The sequence below is a fragment of the Methanobrevibacter thaueri genome, from assembly GCF_015062905.1.
In the GTDB taxonomy this organism is placed as follows: domain Archaea; phylum Methanobacteriota; class Methanobacteria; order Methanobacteriales; family Methanobacteriaceae; genus Methanocatella; species Methanocatella thaueri_A.
This window is the reverse complement of record NZ_SUTK01000019.1, coordinates 1-23,186: the sequence shown is the minus strand read 5'-3', so window position 1 is coordinate 23,186 and position 23,186 is coordinate 1. Positions and strand designations below refer to the sequence as shown.

Below are 23,186 nucleotides of genomic sequence, written 5' to 3'. Positions count from 1 at the left end.
AATGGACACATCAATAATAATCCAAGTTGTTTTATTAATTGTAGGATTTGTATTTTTGATTAAAGGATCTGACTTTTTTGTTGATGGAGCCAGCAGCATCGCTTCCCTTTTAAAAATACCTACAATCATTGTTGGTCTGACAATTGTGGCATTGGGAACCAGTGCTCCTGAAGCTGCCGTTTCCATTACTTCATCACTTAACGGAAGCAACGCAATGGCTGTAAGTAACGTTGTTGGAAGTAACCTGTTCAACATGCTGATGGTCATTGGTATTGCGGCACTTCTAAGTGAGTTACTTATGGAAAAACAGGTCCTTGAAAAAGATTTGCCATTCCTTGTGGGAATTACCATATTATGGGCGGTTTTCATAATAATAGGATGGGACATAACAAACATCGAAGGAATAATTTTACTTGTCATCATGATTGCATACATTGCATATCTTGTTTATGACACTAAAAAGTCCGGAGGCGCAAACGAAGTCGAAAAACCGAAATACAGCCTTCCATATAGCATTATTTTCATACTTGTGGGACTTGCGGGAATCATAATCGGTGGAGATTTGGTTGTAGACAGCGCTTCAGCAATAGCAATCGCATTCGGAATGAGCGAAACATTGGTAGGTTTAACCATTGTTGCAATAGGTACCTCTTTACCTGAACTTGTGACTTCACTTACCGCTTTAAAGAAAGGGGAAAATCAGCTGGTCATAGGTAATGTGATAGGCTCAAACATCTTTAACATATTGTTCGTACTTGGTGCAAGTAGCGCAATAAGTGCAATACCACTGGACTCAAGCATGCTAATTGACATCCTGTTCATGCTATTCGTTACCATATTATGTTTCATATTCGGTAAGACACAGGACAAATATGACAAAAAAGAGGGAGCCATCTTAGTTACTTTATTTATCATTTATATGGCTTTCGCGATTTTGAGAAATTAAATCTTTTAACTCACAGGCCTTACAGACATTTGATGAAGTCGGCTCACCACAGACTTCACATTCATTAAGGCTTGGAGTAATATCATTTTCAAACATTAAAATCTGTTTAAAAGACTCCATCACATTATTTTTTACGCCAGGATATTGATCTTCGCTGACATTCAGGAATTCCTTGATTTTTGCCCTCAAAGACAGATGGGAATAAGGACATTCATCAAGGTGGATATCAATATTGTTTATTACCGCCCACATTCCAACCTCCTTTTCAGGAGTGTTCCACAGCGGCTTGATTCTTGGAACGAGCTTAGGATGAATCACATCAAGTTCAGGGCCGAATTTAGAGAATTTGATTGTGTCTCCACGGGCAAAGCTCATCAAAAATGATTGAATTTCATCATCTAAGTTATGGCCAGTAGCTATTTTGGCCGCACCCAATTCATAAGCTGTCTTATTCAGAATGTTTCTTCTGAACACACCACATGGAATGCATGCACTTTTAAAATCAGAATAAATATCATCCAAGGCAAAGCCTTCTTCCTCTTTAAATGACTTTTGAACAAGTTTAACATCCAAGTCACGAGCGTTTTGAACAGCTGAGTCGATTCCATGCTGCCTGTAGCCTTCAATACCTTCATCAACACTAACTGCCACCAAATCAAAATCCAGAAATTGCTGATAATTCTTCAATGCATGCAAAGTCAATACACTGTCCTTACCGCCTGACAATGCAACGGCTATCAACTCTCCTTCTTTGATTAGCTCATAATCACGAATCAAGTTATTGATTCTTGTAAAAATCATTTCATTAAATTCATCCTTATCTAATTTCACCATCACCAATTACTTTATTAAACAATAAATAAATAATTTTAGTAGGTGAAAAAATGATAACTTGTGATTTTGCAATATTACCTGTCGGAACAGAAACTACTGAATGTAAAGATTATGTGACCGCTGCAGTCCAGTCAATAAAGGATTCAGGTTTAAACTACCAGCTGACCGGAATGGGAACACAAATCGAAGCAGATAACCTTGAAGAATTATATTCTGCAATTGCCACCGCCCAGGAAGCCATTTTCGAACTTGGAATCGGCAGAGTATATACAGTCATAAAAGTGGATGACAGAAGAGACATGGAAAACAGGACTTTGGATGCCAAAGTCGATACTGTAAACGAAATGCTAAAATAAAGTTGAAATTGATTTAAAAAAAAAAGAATGAAAGTTAGAGTTTAATCTAACTCTTCAGAAGCTTTTTTAACAGCTTCAATTACCATATCCAAATCTTCTTTTGTTAATGATGGATGAACAGGTAGGGAAATAACATTATCCGCTGCAAGTTCTGCATTTGGACAATTCCCTTCAAAGCCTAATGTCTTATAAATAGGCTGGTTATACAATGGAATCGGATAGTGAATGCCTGTTCCAACACCATAATCATTGATTAAGTCAACCCAGTCATCACGGTCTCCTTTTTCAACCCTGATTGTGTACTGGTGATATACATGTTTTGATCCGTCGGCACAGTAAGGTGTGATGATTCCATCAACATCAGCCAAACCCTTATTCAAATAATCAGCATTGGCAATTCTAATATCGTTGAATTCATCAATTTTTTCCAATTGTGCAAGGCCTATGGCTGCGGAAATATCAGTCATCCTAAAGTTATAACCTATTGCATCATGGTGATATCTGACTGATGCTCCATGTGCCCTGAAAATTCTTGCATTTTCGGCTAAATCTTCATCATCAGTGGTGATAATTCCTCCTTCGGAGGTAGTCATATTTTTTGTTGGATAAAAACTAAAGCAGGACATATCTCCGATACTTCCAACTTTTTGACCGTTGAAAGTTGCTCCATGAGCCTGAGCAGCATCCTCGATAACAATCAGACCATGCTTTTCAGCAATCTCATTAATCTTATCCATATCTGCAGACTGACCATATAACTGAACCGGCATGATTGCCTTTGTATTTTCAGTTATCAGCCCTTCAATCGCATCCGGATTTAAGGTGTAGGTTTTCAAATCAATATCTGCAAACACAGGTTTTGCGCCAGTATAAACAATTGAATTTCCGCTTGCAATGAATGTGAATGGAGTTGTAATCACTTCATCGCCCGGACCGATGCCGCATGCAAGCAATGCAGTATGCAACGCAGCAGTTCCTGAGTTGACAGCAATACCATATTCTGCTCCAACCCATTCAGCAAATTTTTGCTCGAATTCAGCTACTTTTGGCCCTTGGGCAATCATTCCTGATTTCAATACTTCAACTACATTTTCAATTTCTTCATCACCGATTATCGGTTTTGCAATAGGAACTTTAATATCTGACACAATATCACCATTTAAATTAAATAATCATACTAATATTTAAAAATATCACGTGCACATTCAAGTAATAAAAGTTTATTACTCAAAAAATGCTCTCTCTATTAAATATATATTGTGTTATGATATATTAATCTATCATGCAAAGAGGTTTAACCACAAATAATGAGCTACTTGAAGAAATAGATATTGTGAAAAATCACTTCCTCAGGACCATGATGGTTAATCAGAGAGCCGTTAAAAAAAATACGAGTGATCTTTTCAATTCCCATTCCGAATTAATTGAAAAGCAGAACTCGATGAAAAAGGCACAATCTGGAAAAAAAGAAAATTAAAAGGGAGATTTATGACTACATTTAATGATTAAATCTCCATACTAATTCAAATTAATCTAGAAGTATTTCAACAATCCGATTGAATGCCTCTTTTGCTTCGGGAACCATCGGATAAAGAGGATACACGTGGCTCATTTCCTCACCGACAATCAGTTCGGCATCAACGCCATTATCATGCAGCTTGTTGTAAAATTCGACAATGTCAGGATAGATTATTTCATGAGTCCCTACAAATACTGTAGTTTTAGGAAGCTTATCCACTTCTCCAAATAGCGGACTTACCTTATAGTCTTTAGTGTCCAGGTCTCCGGCCCATGCTTTGCCTATTTCACGAGCACCCTCAATTCCAAGCATAGGGTCATATTCAACATCGTCATAGTTTCCGGACATTGACATGTCAACCCATGGTGATATCAGAATTAGGTTTTCAGGCTGAGGCATATCCTTAACTGCCAGATATTCGCAGAATGCTGCAGAAAATCCTCCTCCGGCTGAGTCTCCCATGATTATAATGGGTTTTTCTGTTGTCAATAGGTGATTATACAGTTTTTCAACAATTTCATAGCTTTCTTCATAGGTATGGTTTGGAGCGAGAGGGTATATCGGAGAGAATACGCATGCGTTGATTTTTTTTGCAAGTCTGTCGCAAAAGGAAATGTGGGGCAGTCTGATTTCGTTAACGTATCCTCCTCCATGAATGTATATTACCATGCGCTCTGCATCTTCAACATCGTTGAAAGTTAGCATCTGGCATCCGAACAGATTCTTGCTTTCAACTTTTGTGTGATATACCTTTTTTGGTATTTTGTAGGTTTCATCCTCTACAGCGGAGCGTTCCTTCAAATGTTCGTCAGCTGCATCGGCATCATCCATATATTCCCGATGATTTTTTTCCAAAATCTTTTCTACAATTTTTGATCTTTTTGACATTTTGATACCTTTTGTGTTGATTATTATGAATTATATTTATCAAAGTATATAAAATTAAGAATTTTATAAAATATGGTCCTTATATAAAGATATATTTCAAATTGCAGTTGTCTGTGGCCACCGTTGAATATTTCAATCGAAAGACTCAGTTTTAACAAAAAATTTAAAAGAGGAAATAAATTTAAATCTAATAATATTTAAAATATTAGTTATTGAAAAAATCAAGAGTGAGAAGTAATGGACGAATATAAAATAGTAAGTATTGAAGAAGGATTGACAAAAATCGAATTTCCGGAATATGAAAAGGTTTCATCAGCAGCACCCGTATTTTATAACCCTCATATGGAAATGAACAGGGATTTATCCATTCTTGCAATCCAAACATTTCAAAAAGATCAAGACCGTGAAATAAACATCTGCGATTTGTTTGGAGGAAGCGGAATCAGAGGCACGAGATATAAAAATGAAATTGATGGTGTTGGCGAAGTTTCAATCAATGACATAAGCGAAACAGCGAATCATTATGAAAGACACAACATTGAACTGAACAATTTGAATGATGTTCATGTGTATCAGCATGACGCCAGCATGTTCCTGAGGATGAAACGTGGGGAATTCGATGTCATCGATATAGATCCATTCGGTACCCCCTCACCGTTTCTAGACTCAGCAGGGTATTGCGCCCGTAGAAACTCACTGATGTGCGTTACTGCAACCGACACATCAGCATTGTGCGGAACATATGAAGAACCCTGCATCCGAAAATATAATTCAAAGCCTTATAAAAGCGAATACTGCCATGAGACAGGAATTAGGATATTGGCAGGTTTTGTTGCACTCACTCTTTCAAAATATGCCAAGTTAATTGAAGTGAAGATGTCACACAGCACTGAACACTACATGAGATTATACCTTGAAATCAAAAAAGGTTCAAAAAGGACTGACGAATCCCTAAAAAACATCGGGTATATCAGCCATTGTAAGCACTGCCTGCACAGGCAAACCAGCAACGGACTGGCCAGCCCTATTGATGATGTTTGCCCAATCTGCGGTGAAAAGTTAGTTCATGCAGGACCATTATGGCTGGGAAAAATTCAGGATGGCGAATTTATCCAAAAAATGATTGATGAAGCAGACAACAAGAAAATCAACAGTGAAAAAGAGGCATTGAAGCTATTGAACAAATGTCTTGTGGAATGTGATGCTCCAGCAACATTTTATGACGTTCACAGCATATGCAAATCACTAAAAATCAGTGCACCAAAATTTGAATTAATTTTAAATGAACTTGAAAAGGAAGGGTTCAAAGCCATAAGGACCCACTATAACCCAATAGGCATTAAAAGTGATGCTGGAATTGAAGATATTAAAAATATTCTGATTAAATTAAATGATATTTAGGTAAATTTTAAAATTATATAATGAATAATAAAAAAATCCAATAGCCTTATTTATTCAATCAAATTTTAAAAAAAACATGTGTAGAAAAAATTACTTCATAACTATTGTTTAATAAAAATTAGTAAATAATTGATAATATAGACAAAGTTTTATATATTATAAAAACAGTATTATAAATTATATGGTTAATCTACGAATTGACCGAATAGTATAAAAAAAACTATATAGGGAGATTGGAAATGGTGAAAACTAAAGATAATGTAGTAAAACTTGACGATACTGATATTAACATCTTAAAAATTATTAATGAGGACGTTAGAACTTCTTACAGACAAATATCTCGTAGCTTAGATGTTTCTGTTGGAACTGTTCACAACCGTATTGATAAAATGGTTAAATCTGGCGTGATTAAAAAATTCTCCCCAGTTATTGACCACGAAAAATTAGGTTTCGTTTTGACCACCATTATCGGAGTAAGAGTTAAAGGTGGAAAACTTAAAAATTGGGAAGAAAAAACATTCTTTAACAAAAATGTTGTTGGAATCTATGATGTTACTGGAGAATACGACGCATTCTTAATTGCTAAATTCAGAAACACAAATGAATTGAACGCATTTATTAAAGAATTATTGAAAGACCCAATTATAGAAAGAACATATACCCAAACTGTTCTTGATGTTATTAAAGAAGATATGGGATCATCCAATATCTTATAATTTTGTTTAAAAAAAAGTGGTTTAACCAAACTACTTTTTAATTTATTTCTTATTATCTATTTTTGTAAAAAATTTTTTTCATAGTTATAAAAATATTGCCGTGTCAATGTTGATTTTATTAGGTATTTATATAAAAAGAAATACAAATATTATAATATTTAAATTAATTTAAATAGAGGTTATTAAATTGGCAGTTTGCTTACCCGATACTCAGGACGATACTCCAAATATACCTATAAAACTAACAAGAGTGGGTGTAACTGGAGTTAAAAAATTATTACAACTTAAAAGAACAAATAAAAGACCTATAATACTAGTACCTACCTTTGATGCATTTGTAGATTTACCAAGTGACCAAAAAGGAGTACACATGTCCAGGAACCCGGAAGCCATTAGTGAAGTCCTCGAAGATGTAGCTAAAGACTCTACCGTAGACGTTGAATCATTATGTGCAAAAATAGTTGACAGAATGATGACTAAACACGAATATGCAGAACGTGTTGAAATCTCAATGACAACTGATTTTATGTTCATGAAAGAATCTCCTGTTACCAAGAACAAAACCCAGGAAATGGCACACCTAAAAGCTAAAGCCATTGGGTTAAGAGACAAAGATGGTAACGTAGATATTAGAAAAAGCATAGGCGCAGAACTTATTGGAATGACAGTGTGTCCATGTGCACAGGAATCTGTCAGAGAATCCGACAAGACAAAACTATTAGAATTTTTAGATGAGGAAACCACTCAAAAGGTTTTAGATACAGTCACTTTCGCCTCACATAATCAAAGAGGAGTAGGAACATTGTTGATCGAAGTTCCAGAAGACAAATATGTCAAAGCGGAAGATTTGATTGAAATCATTGAAACATCAATGAGTTCCCCAGTATGTGAATTACTCAAAAGACCTGATGAAAACGCAACAGTAATGAACGCACACAGAAATCCTGTTTTCGTTGAAGATTGCGTTAGAAACATGATGGAAAAAATCGTTAAAAAATATGGTGATTTCCCAGATGATACATTAATTACAGCACGTCAAGAAAATCAAGAAAGTATCCACAGACACAATGCTTATGCAGAAAAAGTAACTACCCTTGGGGAGTTAAAAGAAGAATTAAATATCTAAGGATATGATTTAATGAAAAAGACTTATGAACTTGCAGGTCAGGTAATGGGATTTTTCGATGCCTTTAAAGGTTCAAGACCTGCAATAGATAACGAAAGAATATTGATTGTTAGAGGCAGATCCAGAAAAGTTCTGCCCCTCGATGAATTCGAATCAAAGCTTGCTGAAATTGGTGAAATTCTAGGCGGAACTGAATTGGATGCCACATCTGAAAAAATTTCAGATATTCTTAAAGTTGGAGATAAAAACATCAAAAGAAGCGAAAACGTTACAAGCGATGTTGACAACAAGGGATTCATGAGAATGAAAGAGGAACTTGAATCAATGGGTCTTGTTGTTGAATACAAAGTGTTTGAACTTCCAAGTTTTGATGTTATTATCGCAATTTGGGAAGATAAAAATGAAATTCCTCCGCTTTATGTGGAAGTTACCGTTTCTGAACGTGAAGATTAAACATGACATCAAATTTAACTAAAGAGGATATTCTCCAAATATTAAATGCGACTGACAGTGAAATCATTAAATACATGTCAGAAGCAGTGAAATATAGGGAGAATAATCTTATTACTTATTCTAAAAACATTTTCATACCATTGACTGAAATCTGCAGAAATGACTGCGGATACTGTAATTTTAAAAAGCATCCTGACGATCCAGATGTGATTCTTTTAAAAAGCAAGGAAGAAGTCTTGAATGATTTGAAAGAAGCAGAAAAATATGGGTGCAAGGAAGCCTTGTTTACATTCGGCGAAGATGCCGATGAGGAGGAGGCCGTCCGCTTAAAATTGGCTGAATATGGCTATGAAAAAATGGTCGATTATGTCGTCGACATCTGTCAGATGACATTGGACGAAACTTCTCTCCTGCCACATACCAACGGCGGAAATTACTCTTATGAAGATTTGAAAAGGCTGAAAGAGGTCAACGCTTCAATGGGATTGATGCTTGAAAACTCATCCTCAAGACTGATGGAACTGCCAGCCCACAATAAAAGTCCTGGCAAAGATCCGAAAATCAGACTACAAACCATTGAAAATGCAGGAAAACTTAAGATTCCATACACAACAGGAATCTTGATTGGAATTGGCGAAACCCATGAAGAAGTTGCCGAATCCCTGCTTGCCATCAGAGACCTGTATGACAAGTATGGTCATATTCAGGAGGTCATCATTCAAAATTTCACACCTATACCTGGGATTGAAATGGAAGACTGGCCAGAACCAAGCTTACTGGATATGATCAGAACAGTTACTGCAGCCAGATTATTATTTAAAGATACTGACGTCAGCATTCAGGTTCCACCTAATCTTAATAGGGCCACAGCCCAGACATTCCTGTCATGCGGCGCTGACGATTGGGGCGGCGTTTCACCGATAAGTCCTGATTACGTTAACATCACATCTCCATGGCCTGGAATCGATGAGCTTAAAAAACTGACTGAAGATGATGGATTTAAACTAATTGAAAGGCTATGCGTCTATGATAAATACGTCAACAAAGAATGGTTGAACGATATATTGTTAGAAAAGATCTCTAATCTATCCGAGCATCAATAACAACGTGCCATACTCCAGGAGAATATTTTTTTACTTTATTTATTTTCAATAGCTCAACATCACGGCCGCCAGCTTCAGAAATGATTCTTTCAATCGGCCTTGATGTCATCAACTTTTCGGGAACCGTTTCATGATAGTGAAGGATTCCGCCTTCATTTAAACTGTCAATGGCCACTTTCAGGTAATGATGAGTTGTCTTGACATAACCCATTATGATTCTGTCCGCCTTGAAGTTGGGAGTGACATCCTTACAGTCCCCCAAAATCGGGGTGATGTTATCCAACCTATTCAGTTTGACATTTTCACATAGGAAATGATATGAATTGGGATTGATTTCAATTGCGATAACCTCACGGGCATTTGCATGAACACCGATTGGAATAGAAAAATAACCTATGCCCGCAAACATGTCTATTACGGTCTCTCCGTCATCAACCAATTTAGCAATCCTCAACCTTTCGTTGTTGTTTCCTTTAGACCACATGACTTTAGTCAAATCAAGCTTGAACAGGCACCCATTTTCCTTGTTGATTGTTTCGGTATCGCTGCCATAAATGACCTTATAAACCGGTTCCCTTTTTGTTCCCTGAATATGGTCGATTTTCATGATTGTCTTTACTTTATGCTTTCGGGACAACTCCAAAAAATCGTCATTTTGATAATTGCTGTCAAGTATCAGGATATCTCCGATTTTTTTATATTTCATAAACACCCCCCATAAAAGAAAAGTTTATATATGCAAATAGTTAATATTAATATTGTTAGTTTATACTAATTATTGATTCTGATTTTAAATAAAATTAATCGCCAGATTAGTTTATATTTTGTTAAATTAACCTATAAGTAGTTGAAATTAGATATTTTAAATACTTATATGAGGTGTATTTAAATGGATGATAAAATACTAGAAGGTACAACAACCGTCGGAATTACTTGTAAAGACGGAGTTGTATTTGCAAGCGAAAGAAGAGCTAGTATGGGAAACCTTGTAGCTCACAAAGTAGCAGAAAAAATATTTAAAATTGACGATCACATTGTAACCACCATAGCTGGTTCCGTGGGAGATGCTCAAAGTTTAATGAAAGTCATTGAAGCAGAAGTTTCACTCTATCAGATGAGAAACAACGATGCAATCAGCGTTAAAGCAGCTGCATCATTAACTGCAAACATCCTACGTTCCGGACCGATGTATGTTCAAACATTACTCGGAGGAATGGACGGAGACAAACCATCTCTTTACTCATTAGACCCAGCTGGAGGTATGATTGAAGATACTTACATCTCAACCGGATCAGGTTCAATCGTAGCTTACGGTGTTCTTGAAGACAGGTTCAGAGATGATTTAACAACTGACGAAGGAATTGAAATAGCCATAAGAGCTATAAGAGCCGCTGCTGAACGTGACACCTTCTCCGGTAACGGATATTTAGTCGCTAAAGTGGATAAAAACGGCTTTGAAATGTTAGATAATGAAAAAATTAATGAGATTCTTGGAAAACTATAAGTAATAAGCTAATTTTTCATAACTAACTATTTTTTATATAACCGTGTAGATAGTTTATGAAATTTTACTAATTATAGCTTAAATGCTTTCATAAACTATTATCCTACACAAACTTTTTTTGAAGGGATTATATGACTTCAGACATTTTAGAAGATATTAAAAAAGAGATTTTAAGTAAACTACCAGATGAAATTCAGGTTTCAAAAGTGGAATTTGAAGGTCCGGAAGTGGTAGTCTACACTAAAAATCCAGAAATTATTACTGAAAACGGCGATCTTATTAGGTCACTTGCAAAAGAACTTAGAAAAAGAATTATTATTAGATCTGACAAAAGTGCTTTACTTGAACCGGAAGCAACTATAAATAAAATTCATGAAATAGTTCCTGATGGAGCTGAAATTACCGATATCTACTTTGATACAGTAACCGGTGAAGTGGTCATCACCGCCAAAAAACCTGGACTCGTTATTGGAAAATACGGTGTTACCTCAAGAAGTATCGTTAAGAATACCGGATGGGCGCCTAAAATTTTAAGAACCCCACCGATCAGTTCAGACATCATTGGAAAAATCAGGACTATTCAAAAGAACAGCAGTAAAGACAGGAAAAAATTACTGCAAAGGCTTGGACGTCAAATTCACCAAGGAAGTAAATTCCCAAACGATTGGGCAAGAGTTAGTTCAATGGGTGGATTCAAAGAGGTAGGACGTTCATCAATGTTATTGCAAACACCAAACAGCCGTGTTTTACTTGATTGTGGTGTTAATGTTGCTGCATCAGATAATAAAAATGCATTTCCAATGTTAAATGCTCCTGAATTTTCAATTGAAGAATTGGATGCAGTCATCATATCTCACGCTCACTTGGATCATTGCGGATTTGTACCTTACCTTTTCCATTATGGATATGATGGACCTGTTTACTGTACAACCCCAACCAGAGATTTAACCACACTTTTACAATTTGACCACTTGGATATTGCTCACAGGGAGGGCAATCCATTACCGTTCACATCAAAAGACGTGAAACATCAAATTAAAAATACCCTCACACTTGACTATGGTGAAGTAACAGACATTTCACCGGACATAAGATTAACATTACATAATGCAGGACACATCTTAGGTTCAGCAATCTCCCATATGCACATTGGGGACGGAGCCCACAACCTTGTATATACCGGAGACTTCAAATATGAACCATCAAGACTGCTTGAACCTGCCACATACAGATTCCCTCGTGCTGAAACCGTAATTATGGAAAGTACTTACGGTGGAAAGGAAGATGTGCAGCCTTCCAGAAACAATGCCGAAAAAGAAATGATGAAAACCATCTACAAAACACTTAAACGTGGCGGAAAAGTACTGGTTCCGGTATTTGCAGTAGGAAGGGCACAGGAACTGATGGTCGTTCTTGAAGAATACATGAGACATGGAATGATTGAAGAAGTGCCAATCTACATTGACGGAATGATTTGGGAAGCTACAGCGATTCACACCGCAAGGCCAGAATACCTGAGCAAAGACTTAAGAGATCAAATCTTCCACATGGGAAGAAACCCATTTGTCTCAGACATGTTTAAGAAGGTTCAAAATCATGACCAAAGAAAGGACATTGTTGAAGCAAAACAGCCTGCAATCATCCTATCAACTTCAGGTATGCTGACTGGAGGAAATTCAGTCGAATACTTCAAATGGTTATGTGAAGATGAAAGAAACACCATCATCTTTGTAGGATATCAATCCGAAGGATCCATGGGTAGAAGGGTTCAAAAAGGATGGAAAGAGATTCCTCTCGAAGATGACGACGGCAGAACAAGACAATTCTGTGTCAAAATGCAAGTTAAAACTATCAATGGATTCAGTGGTCACTCCAACAGGAGACAACTGATGGAATACGTCAAAAGACTCAATCCAAGACCTGAAAAGGTCATTACCTGTCACGGAGACCCATACAAAGCAGTGGACTTGGCATCATCTATTCATAGAAGTTATAAAATCGAGACCAAAACTCCAGTTAATTTAGACTGTGTGAGAATTCATTAATAATAATTAAATACTATATAAAACAAAATATATAGTATTATGAAAATGTTGTAAATCTATTACAACATTATATTTTATTTTTAATAGGTGTAATTATGGTTACTTATTCAGAATCCGGTGTAGATATTGATTTGGAAGCAGTTACTGTCTCTGCACTAGCAGACAAACTCAAATCAACATTGGAATGTAGAGATATTATTACCGACAGTGGTCATTATGCGGCTTTAGTAAAATTAGGCGACAAAGCAATCGCAATGAGTACTGACGGCGTTGGAAGTAAAATTTTAATTGCTGAAATGATGAACAAATACGATACCGTAGGTATAGACTGCATTGCAATGGTTGTTAACGACATCCTATGTGTCGGAGCGGAACCTATTGCATTAGTTGATTACCTTGCCGTTGAAAAACCTGACCCTAAAAGGGCAGCTGAAATTGCTGAAGGTTTGGTAACAGGTGCAAACGAGTCAAGAATCGCAATCATTGGAGGAGAAACAGCTTCACTTCCAGGAATCATTAAAGACTTTGACCTTGCAGGAACAGGTATCGGTTTTGTAGATATCGACAAGATCATTACCGGCGAGGATATCGAACCTGGAAATGTTTTAATAGGTATCAACAGTAACGGAATTCATTCCAACGGATACAGCCTTGCAAGAAAAGCATTGTTTGATGATGCAGGACTCACTGTTGACGACAAGATGCCTAACGGTGAAACTACCGTTGGTGAAGAGCTAATCAGACCAACTGAATTATACGTAAAACCTATCGTGAGCCTATTTGAAAAAGAATATAAAATTAATGGACTTGCACACATTACCGGAGGAGGATTCACCAATCTCAGACGTTTGAAAAAAGGCGTAGGATATGACATCAACAATCTTCCGGAAGTTCCAGAAATATTTAAACTTATTTATGAACAGAACGTTGACATCAAAGAGATGTACAAGGTTTTCAACATGGGTGTCGGTTTTGTTGTTATCTGCGAAGAGACAGAAGCGGATAAGATTATGGAAACTTTAAAGGAATACTGTGATTGCCAAATAATAGGAAAAGTTACAGATGATGAAAAAATCACCGTCAAAGCCTTTGAAGGATCTGAACTTGAATACTAATTATTAAGAAAAAGAGGGGAGTGAAAGAATGAAGATAATGAAAGATAAGGAAATGGCTCTTGTAAAAGAGATATTGGCTAAGCTTGGAGCTAGCGAAGAAGATCAAGAATTAGTTGCAGAAGCTACATTGGATGCAGACCTAAAAGGATTCACATCACATGGGCTTGGAAGATTCCCACAATATTTAATTAGTATCAAAGCAGGAACAATCAATTTAGAGGAAAACATCACTATCGAAAAGGAAACTCCTGCAATCGCATTAATCAACGGTAACAGCGGATTTGGACAAGCGGTATCATACAAGGCAATGCAGCTTGCAATCAAAAAAGCTAAAGATGTAGGTATCGCCTGTGTAGGTGTACACAATACCAATCACTTTGGAGTTACAGGATTTTACTCAGATTTGGCTTTAAGAGAAAACTGCATCGGTTTGGTTTTAGCAAATACCGACCCTGCTATCGCACCATTAGGCGGTAAAGATAAATTAATCGGAACCAACCCTCTTGCATTGGGAATCCCATCAGATTCATACATTACCGTGGACATGGCAACTTCAGTCACCGCACGTGGAAAAATCATCGAATCAAAAAGAAAAGGACTTGATTTGCCTGACGGTTGGGCATTAGACAAAGATGGAAACCCAACAAATGATCCTGAAGCAGCACTTGAAGGTTCAATTTTACCATTCGGAGGATTCAAAGGATACGCATTGTCATTATTAATTGAAATCTTAACCGGACCATTAGTACAGGCAGGATATGGTCTTGGAGTAACCGGTACAGCTTCACCTGATAAGGACTGTACAAAAGGTGACTTATATGTTGTAATCGACCCTTCCAAATTCGGTGACTTTGACGAATTCAAGGCCAACACCGAAGACTTTATCTCACAAGTAAGGGCAACCGGTGAAACCGTAGCCATTCCGGGAGATTTGGAAGTCAAAAGAATTGCTGATACTGAAGAAAACGGTGTGGCAATTGATGAAAAATTATATGAACAATTAAAAGAAATCTGTGACGATTTAGACATTGACATAGATTCATATGTTGAAGAATAGTCATTATTCTTCATAAATCTTTTTTTTAAACCAGCGATAATATATTTTTACATATCATTAAAATTTTACCTTAAATTTAATTTTAACTTGAAAATATTAAAAATATCTTGAAAATAGACAAACCTTTAAATGTAAAAAAATACCAATATTATTATACTGAAAATCATAAATTATTTTTCAAAAAATATGATTTTCATAAAAAGGAGGAACTAAATTTATGAAATTTAAAAACTCTTATATCTTATTAATAGCGATGGCAATATTCCTATTAGTAAGTATCGGGTCTGTTTGTGCTAGTGAAAACATCACTGCAGATAGTGACAGTCCATTAGCTAGTGCAGATGCAGAAGTTGTTCTTGCCGACGGAGAAGACGCAGGCAATGATGCAACACAAGAAAAAATCAATACTACTATTGACGCTGTTGACAGTGAATTTGACTATGATGCAGACAAGAACATTAGTGTTGCTGTAAAAGACAATGAAAGTGAAGACATTAATGTTAACGCAAGTGATTTACAGGTACTTGAAGGAAGCAAATCACTTAACTTCACATACAACAATTCAATACTCAGTATTACAGAAAAATTAACCGTTGGAAAACATAACATTACCCTCAATTATTTAGGTAATGCTACATATGCTAATTCCACAAAAAATATTATATTATCTATTTTAGGAAATAAAACATTGGAATCTCCAGACAATATTGTAAAGACTGGGGACGAATTTGAAATCAATGACATAAAAGTCTTTGATGGAGTTAAATATCTCGAATTAGATGAGGAAAACTTCAGCATAAATGTAACATACATTGACGAAGAAGGAAACGTAATATCAGAAAATATTGGTAATGCATTTACTTACAACAATGGAACAATAAGATTCACATATGAAAGACTTATAAAAAGCATACTTTTAAACTATACTGATGCAGTTAATACAAAAACAATCGGCGTAAGGTATGCTACAAGCGTTGATGCAAACGCCACTAAAACTAAGATAACTGATGACAATAACATTACTGGCGTACATGTTTATGATAATCAACATAATGAATTAACAATCAGCAAAAACGATTTAAGAGTTCTTGAAAATGGTAAAGAAGTTGCTTTTGATTATAATAACTCAGTAATTACCGTCAAAAATTTAGCTATTGGCGTTCACACTTTAAATGTCCGATATGTAGGTAACAGCACATATGCACCATCCAACAGGACAGTGACTTTAAAAGTATGGGGTAATCAAACATTTGACCCCGATAAAACTGCAAACTTAGATTCAAACAATGATGTAACTATTACTTTAAACCTTAATGATGGTTCAGATCCAGTTAATGTTACTGTAGGCAATTTAACCCTTACATTATTCTACAAAGTGGGTAATGAAACTAAAAATGCAACTATTGATGGAATTACACTTCTCGACGACAAACAAACCATCAAATTTAATGTAAATAAGACCTTTGACAGTGCATATGTTGACATCAAATATGCTGCTGAAAACAACTTAACCGCTAGAACCACCCTTAAAGTAGGTACTGAAATCTCTGTTCCTGCATCATTAGCGCAAGGATCAGAACAAGTTGCCAACTTTACCGTTACTGTTATTGCAGCTAACGGAACTAACATTGCAATTACTGTGAACAACACTAAAGTCTACAGCAACGGCAAAGAAATCAAATTCACATGCAACGACTCAGTTATCACATTAACTGACAAATTCAGTTTCGGCGTTTACAACATTACTGTTAAGTACCTCGGTAACGACACCTACTCTGAAGTGTCAAAAAGTTTTAACTTGACCGTTTATGGAATCAATGCCACTTCAACCATTAAAGTTAACTCTACTAAAGAAGGGGACATTGAATTAACCATTATAAATGGTACTGAAATTGTTGAAATCACTGCAGACGACTTAACTCTTAATCTTACATACAAAGATGGAAATGAAACAAAAGTTATTCCAATTGCATCAAAAGTGATTAATAATAACACTTTAATTATCAAACTTGAAAATGGAAACTTCACTTCCGCAATATTAAACATCAACTATAAAAACGCTACAACCAATGTCACTTTAAACAGAGTTTACAACATCAAAGTTGAAGCTATTAACAATGTTGTTGAATACCAAAGCGGAAAATTCATCTATAAAATCACTGATATGGATACAAATGAAGCTTTAGCAAATAAAACTATTAATTTAGAGTACAGAATAACAGCTGGTTCAATTTCCATAAGCGGTATTAGCGGTAGTGGAATCACAATCGTATCCACCATCTCCAATACAACTAATGAAAATGGAGAAGTAACCTTTGACAACAATAAAATGAATGGACAAGGATGGGGCTTTATGGATGTAGGAAATCATACAGTTACCATCAAATCCGGTAATTTCAATAAAACAAACGGAACTAGTCAAAACATAACCATCAATAAAGCTAACATCAACATCATAATTGATGATTATCATGAGTACTACGGCAGCGATAAAAAGATTAAAATTACTGTAACCAATGTGGCAACTGGAGATCCAGTTAAAAACACAATATTACATCTTTACTTACCGTCTACCACTCAAAAAGACTACTATTTCCAAACCAATGAGAACGGTACCAGTGAAATCAATGTTAAAGGATTTGTCGGCGGAACTTATGACTTAACCATAAGCAACAATGACACCAAAAACATCAATAATAAAACTACCGAAGGAAGTTTCACTATTCTCAAAATCCCTATTGTAAACAATGCTAAAGACGTCACAGTCTATTATAATACAGGAGCCACCCAAACAATAAAACTTACCAAAGACGGTAAAGGCGTAAGTGGAGTGTATGTCTTAGTTAGATTATACAGCACTTCCAAAAAATTCAATGATTACTTGTTCCAAACCAACAGCAAAGGTGAAATTTCATATAGTGCTTCATTAGCAGTCGGCAAACATAAAGTTATAGTTAGCTCTGCAGACAGCAGATACGACTTTAAACAAGCCACTAAAACAATTACAGTTAAAAAGGCTAGCGCAAAAATCACAGCTAAAAAGTTAACCACCTACTACAAAGGAGGCAAATACTTTACTTTAAAAGTAACCAACACTAAAAACAACAAGCCGATCTATGCTGCAAAAGTAAATATCAAGTTATTTATCTCTAAAAACAGATATTACAACTACAACGGCAATACTGGAATGAATGGTGAATTAAGATTGTCAGTTGACAATTTAAAACCAGGAACCTACAGAGTTGTTATTGCAGGTGCAGACAACAAAAACTTTGCCGCTAAAGAGATTACTTCAAAAATCATTATCAAAAAGGCTCCAGCTAAATTTACTCCTAAGAAAATTACCGCCAAAAAAGGCGCTAAAAAATACTTTAAGGTCACTGTTAAAAACAAAAAGACTAAAAAAGTAATTCCAGGAGTAAAAATTAAAGTTAAGGTATATACTGGTAAAAAAGCAAAATCCTATACTGTAAAAACCAATTCAAAAGGTATTGCAAAACTCAGTACTGCCAAATTAAAAGTTGGAAAACATAAAGTTGTAATCACTTCAGCAAACAAGTATGTTACTGCTAAAAAAGCAAAATCAACTATAAAAATTAAAAAATAAGAGAAATCAATTTTCTCTTAACCCTTTTCTTTTTTTTTGAAAAATTATTCTTTTCTGTACTTTGCATAAAAACCATCAGTATCAGCATATATCGCATAAAAACCGAATTCTTCAGCTTTTTTTATTGATGATTTGATATACTGCCTTCCCCATGAGGTAATTGCCTTTGCACATTCAAAGGAATACCATCTAAATCGTGGAAATCCATAAATCCCATACATGGTATTTGCCAATCTCTTAATGGCCTGTTGCTGTACATCCAAAGCTATCTTTTCACGAGGATCATCAGATTCCTTCATCTGACGCTTGATTCTGAACCTCTCCTGGAGAATCTTATCAATGACTGATGGAATGAAACCCTGTGGAGATTTTTTGAATTTAACCCCATGTTCAGGTGAAATGTTATAATCATCCTCATTTTCAATTTCACCCAGAGTCATCACATCCGGAGATATGTTTTTTGAAATGATGATGCTCGGATATAGGCTCCTGAAATCGAACTGAACCAGATTCTCATGCAGACCCTTTTCGGGCTCCCTTACGTATCCTCCTTCATTGTCTTCAGCGGAAGCACGGTCTGCAAAGTTTGATCCCTGCTTATTCGGCACGACTTCACCGTCAAAATAGGCCTGCTTTACCAAAAACCATTCTGCCTGTTGACCTGTTGCCATACGTGAAACGTCAAACAGAGGCTGACCTATAATACGGGTAAGTTCCAGGTTAAGCGGTAGGGTCTGCTCCGCAATTTTCAAAGTGGATACCACATCATCAAGAGAGTAATCAAACAATGTGTCCAGCTCCTCGCCGCCACTGTCCCAGAACTCCCAAATGCGATCTCCGGCAACATCAATCTTTTCCTCACCGAAGAGTTCGTAATAAACCCTTTCCAGTGTATATCTGTCCAGTGTCATGTATCTTCTCATTACAAGATACAAATCAACATGAATCAAGCCCTTAAATGATGCAGCATTTGAGTATCCTCTTCTAATGAATTTGACATCGGATTCATCCATTCCAATATCCAAATCAACGCCCAGTATCTTTGCCCTGTCCTTCAGATATGGGAAATCGAAATTATCCGAATTGTATCCTACAATGATGTCAACATTGTTGTCCTTGATGATTTTAACAAACTCTTCAATCATTTCCTTTTCTGATGCAACCTGATTTACAAAGTCTCCCCTGTCTTCGGAATTGGTTTTGGTGGATATTACCTGGTTGACGCCGAAATTGCTGGCCACACCAATCATGATGATTTCATCTTCAGAAGAATCAGGCATGCCATGAGGGTTTCTGACTTCCAAGTCGAAACTCAAAATCCTGAAATCCTGAGGATATTCCTCTACCCTCTGCAGTTCATCGGTGAGCTTGATTATCCTAATGTCCTGCTTTGTTGAATCCATATCCAGGAATGTTTCAATTTCCTCTCCGATTGCTGTGACTTCAGTCATTGGAATCACGTCACGGTCCATCAGGTAGCGTCTGTAGAATGGAATGTCGAATTCCCTTATTTGGATTACGCTTTCCAAATCCCTCAGTGCGTCACGATTTTTGGCAAGCTCCTGAGGATGCTTGAATGTGGCCTTGACAAATTCAGTTTCGATTTGGAAATCCTTTTTTATAACCTTTTCAACACGGACAACATCAATATTGTCCTTGATTTCAGACATGCACTCATCAACATCATCTGACATCACATACAGGTAAGGTTCAAAGGTATCATCTATTAGAATTATATTTTCATCACCTTTTTTTGAAAATAATCTGATTACAGGCCTTTCCTCATATGTGACATAATCTATGTCCAAAATCACTACGTTTTCCTGCATCTACTCATCTCCCAGAATATATTCCTTTCTATAATTATCCAAAACAGCATAGGTAATTCCTAAAATCAAAGGACCCACAATAAAACCCACAATGCCATAAACAAGAGGCCCAGACAGGAATCCTACAAGCAATATCAGCGGATGGATATCTGCATAATGGCTTGAAAGGGCCGGCCTTATATACATGTCTATTGTGCTTAGGAAAAATCCGAAAAGAAGAACGGTGATTGCCCTTGGGTAATTTCCGGAAAGCAGATCCATAAAGAAGAGTCCCCAATATATTGGCCATGGGCCGAATACCGGAATAAGCTGTAGGATACCGGTTATCACGCCTAAAAAGATTCCGAACGGATAACCAAGAATAGAATAGCCTATCGCTCCCAATATTCCTATTATTACTGATGTCAGGAAGTGTCCATAGAAAATGCTTCTCAATACGTCCTTCACCGATTCAATTGTATTGTCAAAGAAGGCCTTTGAATCGTCAGGAACAAATGACCTTATGAATTGAATAAAATTATTTCCGTCACGGACGAAGTAGAACACTGAACATACAAGAATAAACAGGTCAAGTGTGATATTCATAAGGCTGCTTACAAACTTGGCAAGATAGTTCAGGACATACCTTCCGATTTCCTGGACGGATGTGTTGATTGATGTTGAAATGGAATTTACATCAAAGCTCCATGGCAGGTACGCAGATATGGATGACAGCAATGAATTGATGTCAGCATAGGTACTTGTGGATGATGCGCCTGACAATATCGCTATAAGCTCCGTGACGATATATGCAATCAGCAATATCAACGGTATGAGAACGACCACCATTGCAAGCAATATTGATATTGAGCTGAATTTGAGCTTTGACTGGATTTTATGGGCTACCGGCTTTATTCCATATGCCAAAATGGCCCCCAGGATAATCATGTTCAAAACGGGAAATACAATCATCAATGAGACTATAACCAGAAATATTACCAAAAGCATTGGCGGAGTCAAGTGTTGCTTAATGTCAATTCCCATTTTATCATGTCCTTCTCAGTATTTAACGCCGGAAGCATCCCTTCTGTATTTTGCAAATTCAGTAATCTGTGATATCTTGTCATTTTCAAAAACAGGACCTTCCACACAGATTCTCCATCCTTCACTGTCAACACAGCACTGACCACACACTCCCAGTGCGCATTTCATATATCTTTCAAGGGAATATTGGCCAGGTATTCCTGCATCTTCAAGGATATCAAAGATTCCTTTCATCATTATCTCAGGTCCGCAGACAAATGCAAAATCATAAGTTGAATCTTCAAGCAAATCGCTAAGACAATTTGTTGCAAATCCTTCGAATCCGAAACTTCCATCATCAGTGCACGGATAAACACTGATGCCCAACTCTTCAAGTGAATCCAAAAACAACAGTTCATCCTTTGTTTGGGCAGCTGAAATGACACTGACATCATTATTTGTGGCCAAATCACTGGCTATTGCATTAACTGGAGCCATACCAACTCCACCACCGATAGCTATGATTTTTTTGCCTATAAATGAGTTGTCAAATCCATGTCCGTAACTTCCCCTAACTCCGATTTGGTCTCCAACCTGCAGGTCATGCAATTGGGAAGTGAACTCGCCGATGTTTTTAACGGTTATGGCAAGCTCATCATCATTGATTTGGGATATTGACATAGGCTTTTCATTATTGAAATTCCAGATCATTAAAAACTCGCCGGGATTAGGTTTTCCAAGTGTTTCAAAATCCCAATCGAATTTGAATGTTTTAATTGTAGGAGTTTCAGTGACAATTTCTGTTATTTCAACGATTTTCGGTTCATTAATCATGTGCAATCCCCACCATTTCATCAATTGAAGAATAACCTTTATCTTTCATGAACTCTTCGAGACCCTGATTGATTTTGCCGAATACCTCAACGCCTTCATCCATGATGGCAGTTCCTATCTGGACAGCACGGGCGCCTGCAAAGATAAATTCGACAACATCATCAAAGGTGTAGATTCCTCCGACACCAATCAAAGGAATGTCAACAGCCTCGTAAACAGAATAGACATTGCTGACGGCAATAGGTTTTATTGCCTTGCCGCTCATTCCTCCGGACTTATGGAAGAGTACCGGTTTTGCAACATCGATATTGATTTTCATTCCAGGACCCAATGTATTGATTAAAGACAGACAGTCAGCTCCAGCATCCTCACAGGTCCTTGCAATTTCAGTAATGTCAGTGACATTCGGAGTCAATTTGGCAATGATAGGTACATCAGAAGCGTCCTTTGCAGCCGATACGATGGTATGGCTCAAGTTACAGTCCTGACCTATTGACGCACCATACCCTTCCATTGCATGAGGGCAGGAGATATTGAGTTCAATCATGTCAACATATTCCTGAACTTCCTCCACAAGCTGTGAAAACTCTAAAGGGTTTGCCCCATAAATTGAAGCGATAACTACATTGTCCTCATGATCAATCTTTTTCAGTTCTTCCTTGAAATTCTCAACACCAGGATTTGAAAGGCCAATCGCATTCAGGATTCCTCCATCAACCGCTACTGTTGTCGGGTTCGGATAGCCCGGATGAGGATTAAGTGAAAATGATTTGGATACGACTCCTCCAGCACCTGATTTTAAAATCCAGTTCATTGATGAGGCGTTGCTTCCCATAATTCCTGCCGCCAAC

21 protein-coding genes are annotated in these 23,186 nt (G+C 36.7%); 13 read left to right on the top strand and 8 right to left on the bottom strand.

Annotated features, from left to right (window positions below; all coding sequences use genetic code 11):
* The first annotated feature begins 1 nt into the window (after position 1).
* Positions 2–946, top strand: a complete 945-nt coding sequence (locus tag E7Z79_RS05385) for a calcium/sodium antiporter (RefSeq protein ID WP_303738950.1) — start codon at positions 2–4, stop codon at positions 944–946.
* Here the strand turns inward: E7Z79_RS05385 and E7Z79_RS05380 are convergent.
* Positions 905–1,780 (bottom strand): TIGR00269 family protein, encoded by an 876-nt coding sequence (locus tag E7Z79_RS05380; RefSeq protein ID WP_303738949.1) that lies wholly within the window; start codon positions 1,778–1,780, stop codon positions 905–907. The two genes, E7Z79_RS05385 and E7Z79_RS05380, sit on opposite strands and share 42 nt — an antisense overlap.
* 50 nt (positions 1,781–1,830) lie before the next feature.
* Between E7Z79_RS05380 and E7Z79_RS05375 the strand changes: the two genes are divergently transcribed.
* Positions 1,831–2,136 (top strand): MTH1187 family thiamine-binding protein, encoded by a 306-nt coding sequence (locus E7Z79_RS05375; RefSeq protein WP_303738948.1) that lies wholly within the window; start codon positions 1,831–1,833, stop codon positions 2,134–2,136.
* 41 nt (positions 2,137–2,177) lie between these two features.
* Here E7Z79_RS05375 and E7Z79_RS05370 read toward each other — a convergent pair whose 3' ends face one another.
* A complete protein-coding gene (locus tag E7Z79_RS05370) occupies positions 2,178–3,284 on the bottom strand; it encodes a DegT/DnrJ/EryC1/StrS aminotransferase family protein (protein WP_303738947.1) in 1,107 nt (368 codons plus the stop codon).
* Positions 3,285–3,418: 134 nt separating this feature from the next.
* Between E7Z79_RS05370 and E7Z79_RS05365 the strand changes: the two genes are divergently transcribed.
* Complete coding sequence (locus E7Z79_RS05365; protein WP_303738946.1) at positions 3,419–3,613, top strand: hypothetical protein; 195 nt, start codon at positions 3,419–3,421, stop codon at positions 3,611–3,613.
* A 51-nt stretch (positions 3,614–3,664) separates the two neighbouring features.
* On the opposite strand, the gene E7Z79_RS05360 is transcribed toward E7Z79_RS05365, so the two are convergent.
* Positions 3,665–4,543, bottom strand: a complete 879-nt coding sequence (locus tag E7Z79_RS05360) for an alpha/beta hydrolase (RefSeq protein WP_303738945.1) — start codon at positions 4,541–4,543, stop codon at positions 3,665–3,667.
* A 237-nt stretch (positions 4,544–4,780) separates the two neighbouring features.
* Here E7Z79_RS05360 and E7Z79_RS05355 point away from each other — a divergent pair, with 237 nt between their 5' ends.
* The 5 genes from E7Z79_RS05355 to cofG all read left to right on the top strand — a co-directional run bounded on the left by E7Z79_RS05355 (position 4,781) and on the right by cofG (position 9,342).
* On the top strand, positions 4,781–5,944 hold the full coding sequence (locus E7Z79_RS05355) for a tRNA (guanine(10)-N(2))-dimethyltransferase (protein ID WP_303738944.1): 1,164 nt from the start codon (positions 4,781–4,783) through the stop codon (positions 5,942–5,944).
* Between the two features lie 239 nt (positions 5,945–6,183).
* Complete coding sequence (locus tag E7Z79_RS05350; RefSeq protein ID WP_292807033.1) at positions 6,184–6,660, top strand: Lrp/AsnC family transcriptional regulator; 477 nt, start codon at positions 6,184–6,186, stop codon at positions 6,658–6,660.
* A 187-nt stretch (positions 6,661–6,847) separates the two neighbouring features.
* Positions 6,848–7,786 (top strand): GTP cyclohydrolase MptA, encoded by a 939-nt coding sequence (mptA, locus tag E7Z79_RS05345; RefSeq protein ID WP_303738943.1) that lies wholly within the window; start codon positions 6,848–6,850, stop codon positions 7,784–7,786.
* A gap of 12 nt (positions 7,787–7,798) precedes the next feature.
* Positions 7,799–8,239 (top strand): DUF2120 family protein, encoded by a 441-nt coding sequence (locus E7Z79_RS05340; RefSeq protein ID WP_303738942.1) that lies wholly within the window; start codon positions 7,799–7,801, stop codon positions 8,237–8,239.
* A 2-nt stretch (positions 8,240–8,241) separates the two neighbouring features.
* Positions 8,242–9,342, top strand: coding sequence for a 7,8-didemethyl-8-hydroxy-5-deazariboflavin synthase subunit CofG (gene cofG, locus E7Z79_RS05335; RefSeq protein WP_303738941.1), 1,101 nt, complete (start codon positions 8,242–8,244; stop codon positions 9,340–9,342).
* Here the strand turns inward: cofG and E7Z79_RS05330 are convergent.
* Positions 9,320–10,048, bottom strand: coding sequence for a class I SAM-dependent methyltransferase family protein (locus E7Z79_RS05330; protein ID WP_303738940.1), 729 nt, complete (start codon positions 10,046–10,048; stop codon positions 9,320–9,322). The two genes, cofG and E7Z79_RS05330, sit on opposite strands and share 23 nt — an antisense overlap.
* A 183-nt stretch (positions 10,049–10,231) precedes the next feature.
* Here E7Z79_RS05330 and psmB point away from each other — a divergent pair, with 183 nt between their 5' ends.
* From psmB to E7Z79_RS05305, 5 genes are all read left to right on the top strand, one after another.
* Positions 10,232–10,846 (top strand): archaeal proteasome endopeptidase complex subunit beta, encoded by a 615-nt coding sequence (gene psmB / locus E7Z79_RS05325; RefSeq protein ID WP_303738939.1) that lies wholly within the window; start codon positions 10,232–10,234, stop codon positions 10,844–10,846.
* Positions 10,847–10,977: 131 nt separating this feature from the next.
* On the top strand, positions 10,978–12,891 hold the full coding sequence (locus E7Z79_RS05320) for a beta-CASP ribonuclease aCPSF1 (protein ID WP_303738938.1): 1,914 nt from the start codon (positions 10,978–10,980) through the stop codon (positions 12,889–12,891).
* A gap of 95 nt (positions 12,892–12,986) precedes the next feature.
* Complete coding sequence (purM, locus tag E7Z79_RS05315) at positions 12,987–14,006, top strand: phosphoribosylformylglycinamidine cyclo-ligase (protein ID WP_303738937.1); 1,020 nt, start codon at positions 12,987–12,989, stop codon at positions 14,004–14,006.
* 28 nt (positions 14,007–14,034) lie between these two features.
* The gene (comC, locus tag E7Z79_RS05310) at positions 14,035–15,063 is read left to right on the top strand and encodes an L-sulfolactate dehydrogenase (protein ID WP_303738936.1); all 1,029 of its coding nucleotides are present in this window, start codon (positions 14,035–14,037) and stop codon (positions 15,061–15,063) included.
* Positions 15,064–15,280: 217 nt separating this feature from the next.
* Entirely contained in the window at positions 15,281–18,670 is a 3,390-nt protein-coding gene (locus E7Z79_RS05305) for a hypothetical protein (protein WP_303738935.1), read from the top strand.
* A gap of 44 nt (positions 18,671–18,714) precedes the next feature.
* Here E7Z79_RS05305 and E7Z79_RS05300 read toward each other — a convergent pair whose 3' ends face one another.
* The 4 genes from E7Z79_RS05300 to E7Z79_RS05285 are packed head-to-tail and all read right to left on the bottom strand — an operon-like array spanning position 18,715 to position 23,185.
* Entirely contained in the window at positions 18,715–20,499 is a 1,785-nt protein-coding gene (locus E7Z79_RS05300; RefSeq protein WP_303738934.1) for a DNA-directed DNA polymerase, read from the bottom strand.
* Positions 20,500–21,522 (bottom strand): AI-2E family transporter, encoded by a 1,023-nt coding sequence (locus E7Z79_RS05295; RefSeq protein ID WP_303738933.1) that lies wholly within the window; start codon positions 21,520–21,522, stop codon positions 20,500–20,502.
* Between the two features lie 15 nt (positions 21,523–21,537).
* Positions 21,538–22,335: a dihydroorotate dehydrogenase electron transfer subunit gene (locus tag E7Z79_RS05290; RefSeq protein WP_303738932.1), complete on the bottom strand. Its 798-nt coding sequence runs from the start codon at positions 22,333–22,335 to the stop codon at positions 21,538–21,540.
* Positions 22,328–23,185: a dihydroorotate dehydrogenase gene (locus E7Z79_RS05285; protein ID WP_303738931.1), complete on the bottom strand. Its 858-nt coding sequence runs from the start codon at positions 23,183–23,185 to the stop codon at positions 22,328–22,330. The genes E7Z79_RS05290 and E7Z79_RS05285 overlap by 8 nt, the downstream gene beginning before the upstream one ends.
* Position 23,186: the final 1 nt, after the last annotated feature.

Excerpts from the sequence above, each read along its gene's own strand:
- cofG (WP_303738941.1), top strand. The coding sequence starts at position 8,242 with ATGACATCAAATTTAACTAAAGAGGATATTCTCCAAATATTAAATGCG.
- purM (WP_303738937.1), top strand. The coding sequence starts at position 12,987 with ATGGTTACTTATTCAGAATCCGGTGTAGATATTGATTTGGAAGCAGTT.
- E7Z79_RS05330 (WP_303738940.1), bottom strand. The coding sequence starts at position 10,048 with ATGAAATATAAAAAAATCGGAGATATCCTGATACTTGACAGCAATTAT.
- E7Z79_RS05290 (WP_303738932.1), bottom strand. The coding sequence starts at position 22,335 with ATGATTAATGAACCGAAAATCGTTGAAATAACAGAAATTGTCACTGAA.
- E7Z79_RS05320 (WP_303738938.1), top strand. The coding sequence starts at position 10,978 with ATGACTTCAGACATTTTAGAAGATATTAAAAAAGAGATTTTAAGTAAA.
- E7Z79_RS05355 (WP_303738944.1), top strand. The coding sequence starts at position 4,781 with ATGGACGAATATAAAATAGTAAGTATTGAAGAAGGATTGACAAAAATC.
- E7Z79_RS05340 (WP_303738942.1), top strand. The coding sequence starts at position 7,799 with ATGAAAAAGACTTATGAACTTGCAGGTCAGGTAATGGGATTTTTCGAT.
- E7Z79_RS05300 (WP_303738934.1), bottom strand. The coding sequence starts at position 20,499 with ATGCAGGAAAACGTAGTGATTTTGGACATAGATTATGTCACATATGAG.
- E7Z79_RS05380 (WP_303738949.1), bottom strand. The coding sequence starts at position 1,780 with ATGGTGAAATTAGATAAGGATGAATTTAATGAAATGATTTTTACAAGA.
- E7Z79_RS05385 (WP_303738950.1), top strand. The coding sequence starts at position 2 with ATGGACACATCAATAATAATCCAAGTTGTTTTATTAATTGTAGGATTT.
- E7Z79_RS05365 (WP_303738946.1), top strand. The coding sequence starts at position 3,419 with ATGCAAAGAGGTTTAACCACAAATAATGAGCTACTTGAAGAAATAGAT.
- E7Z79_RS05375 (WP_303738948.1), top strand. The coding sequence starts at position 1,831 with ATGATAACTTGTGATTTTGCAATATTACCTGTCGGAACAGAAACTACT.
- comC (WP_303738936.1), top strand. The coding sequence starts at position 14,035 with ATGAAGATAATGAAAGATAAGGAAATGGCTCTTGTAAAAGAGATATTG.
- psmB (WP_303738939.1), top strand. The coding sequence starts at position 10,232 with ATGGATGATAAAATACTAGAAGGTACAACAACCGTCGGAATTACTTGT.
- E7Z79_RS05360 (WP_303738945.1), bottom strand. The coding sequence starts at position 4,543 with ATGTCAAAAAGATCAAAAATTGTAGAAAAGATTTTGGAAAAAAATCAT.
- E7Z79_RS05350 (WP_292807033.1), top strand. The coding sequence starts at position 6,184 with ATGGTGAAAACTAAAGATAATGTAGTAAAACTTGACGATACTGATATT.
- E7Z79_RS05295 (WP_303738933.1), bottom strand. The coding sequence starts at position 21,522 with ATGGGAATTGACATTAAGCAACACTTGACTCCGCCAATGCTTTTGGTA.
- E7Z79_RS05305 (WP_303738935.1), top strand. The coding sequence starts at position 15,281 with ATGAAATTTAAAAACTCTTATATCTTATTAATAGCGATGGCAATATTC.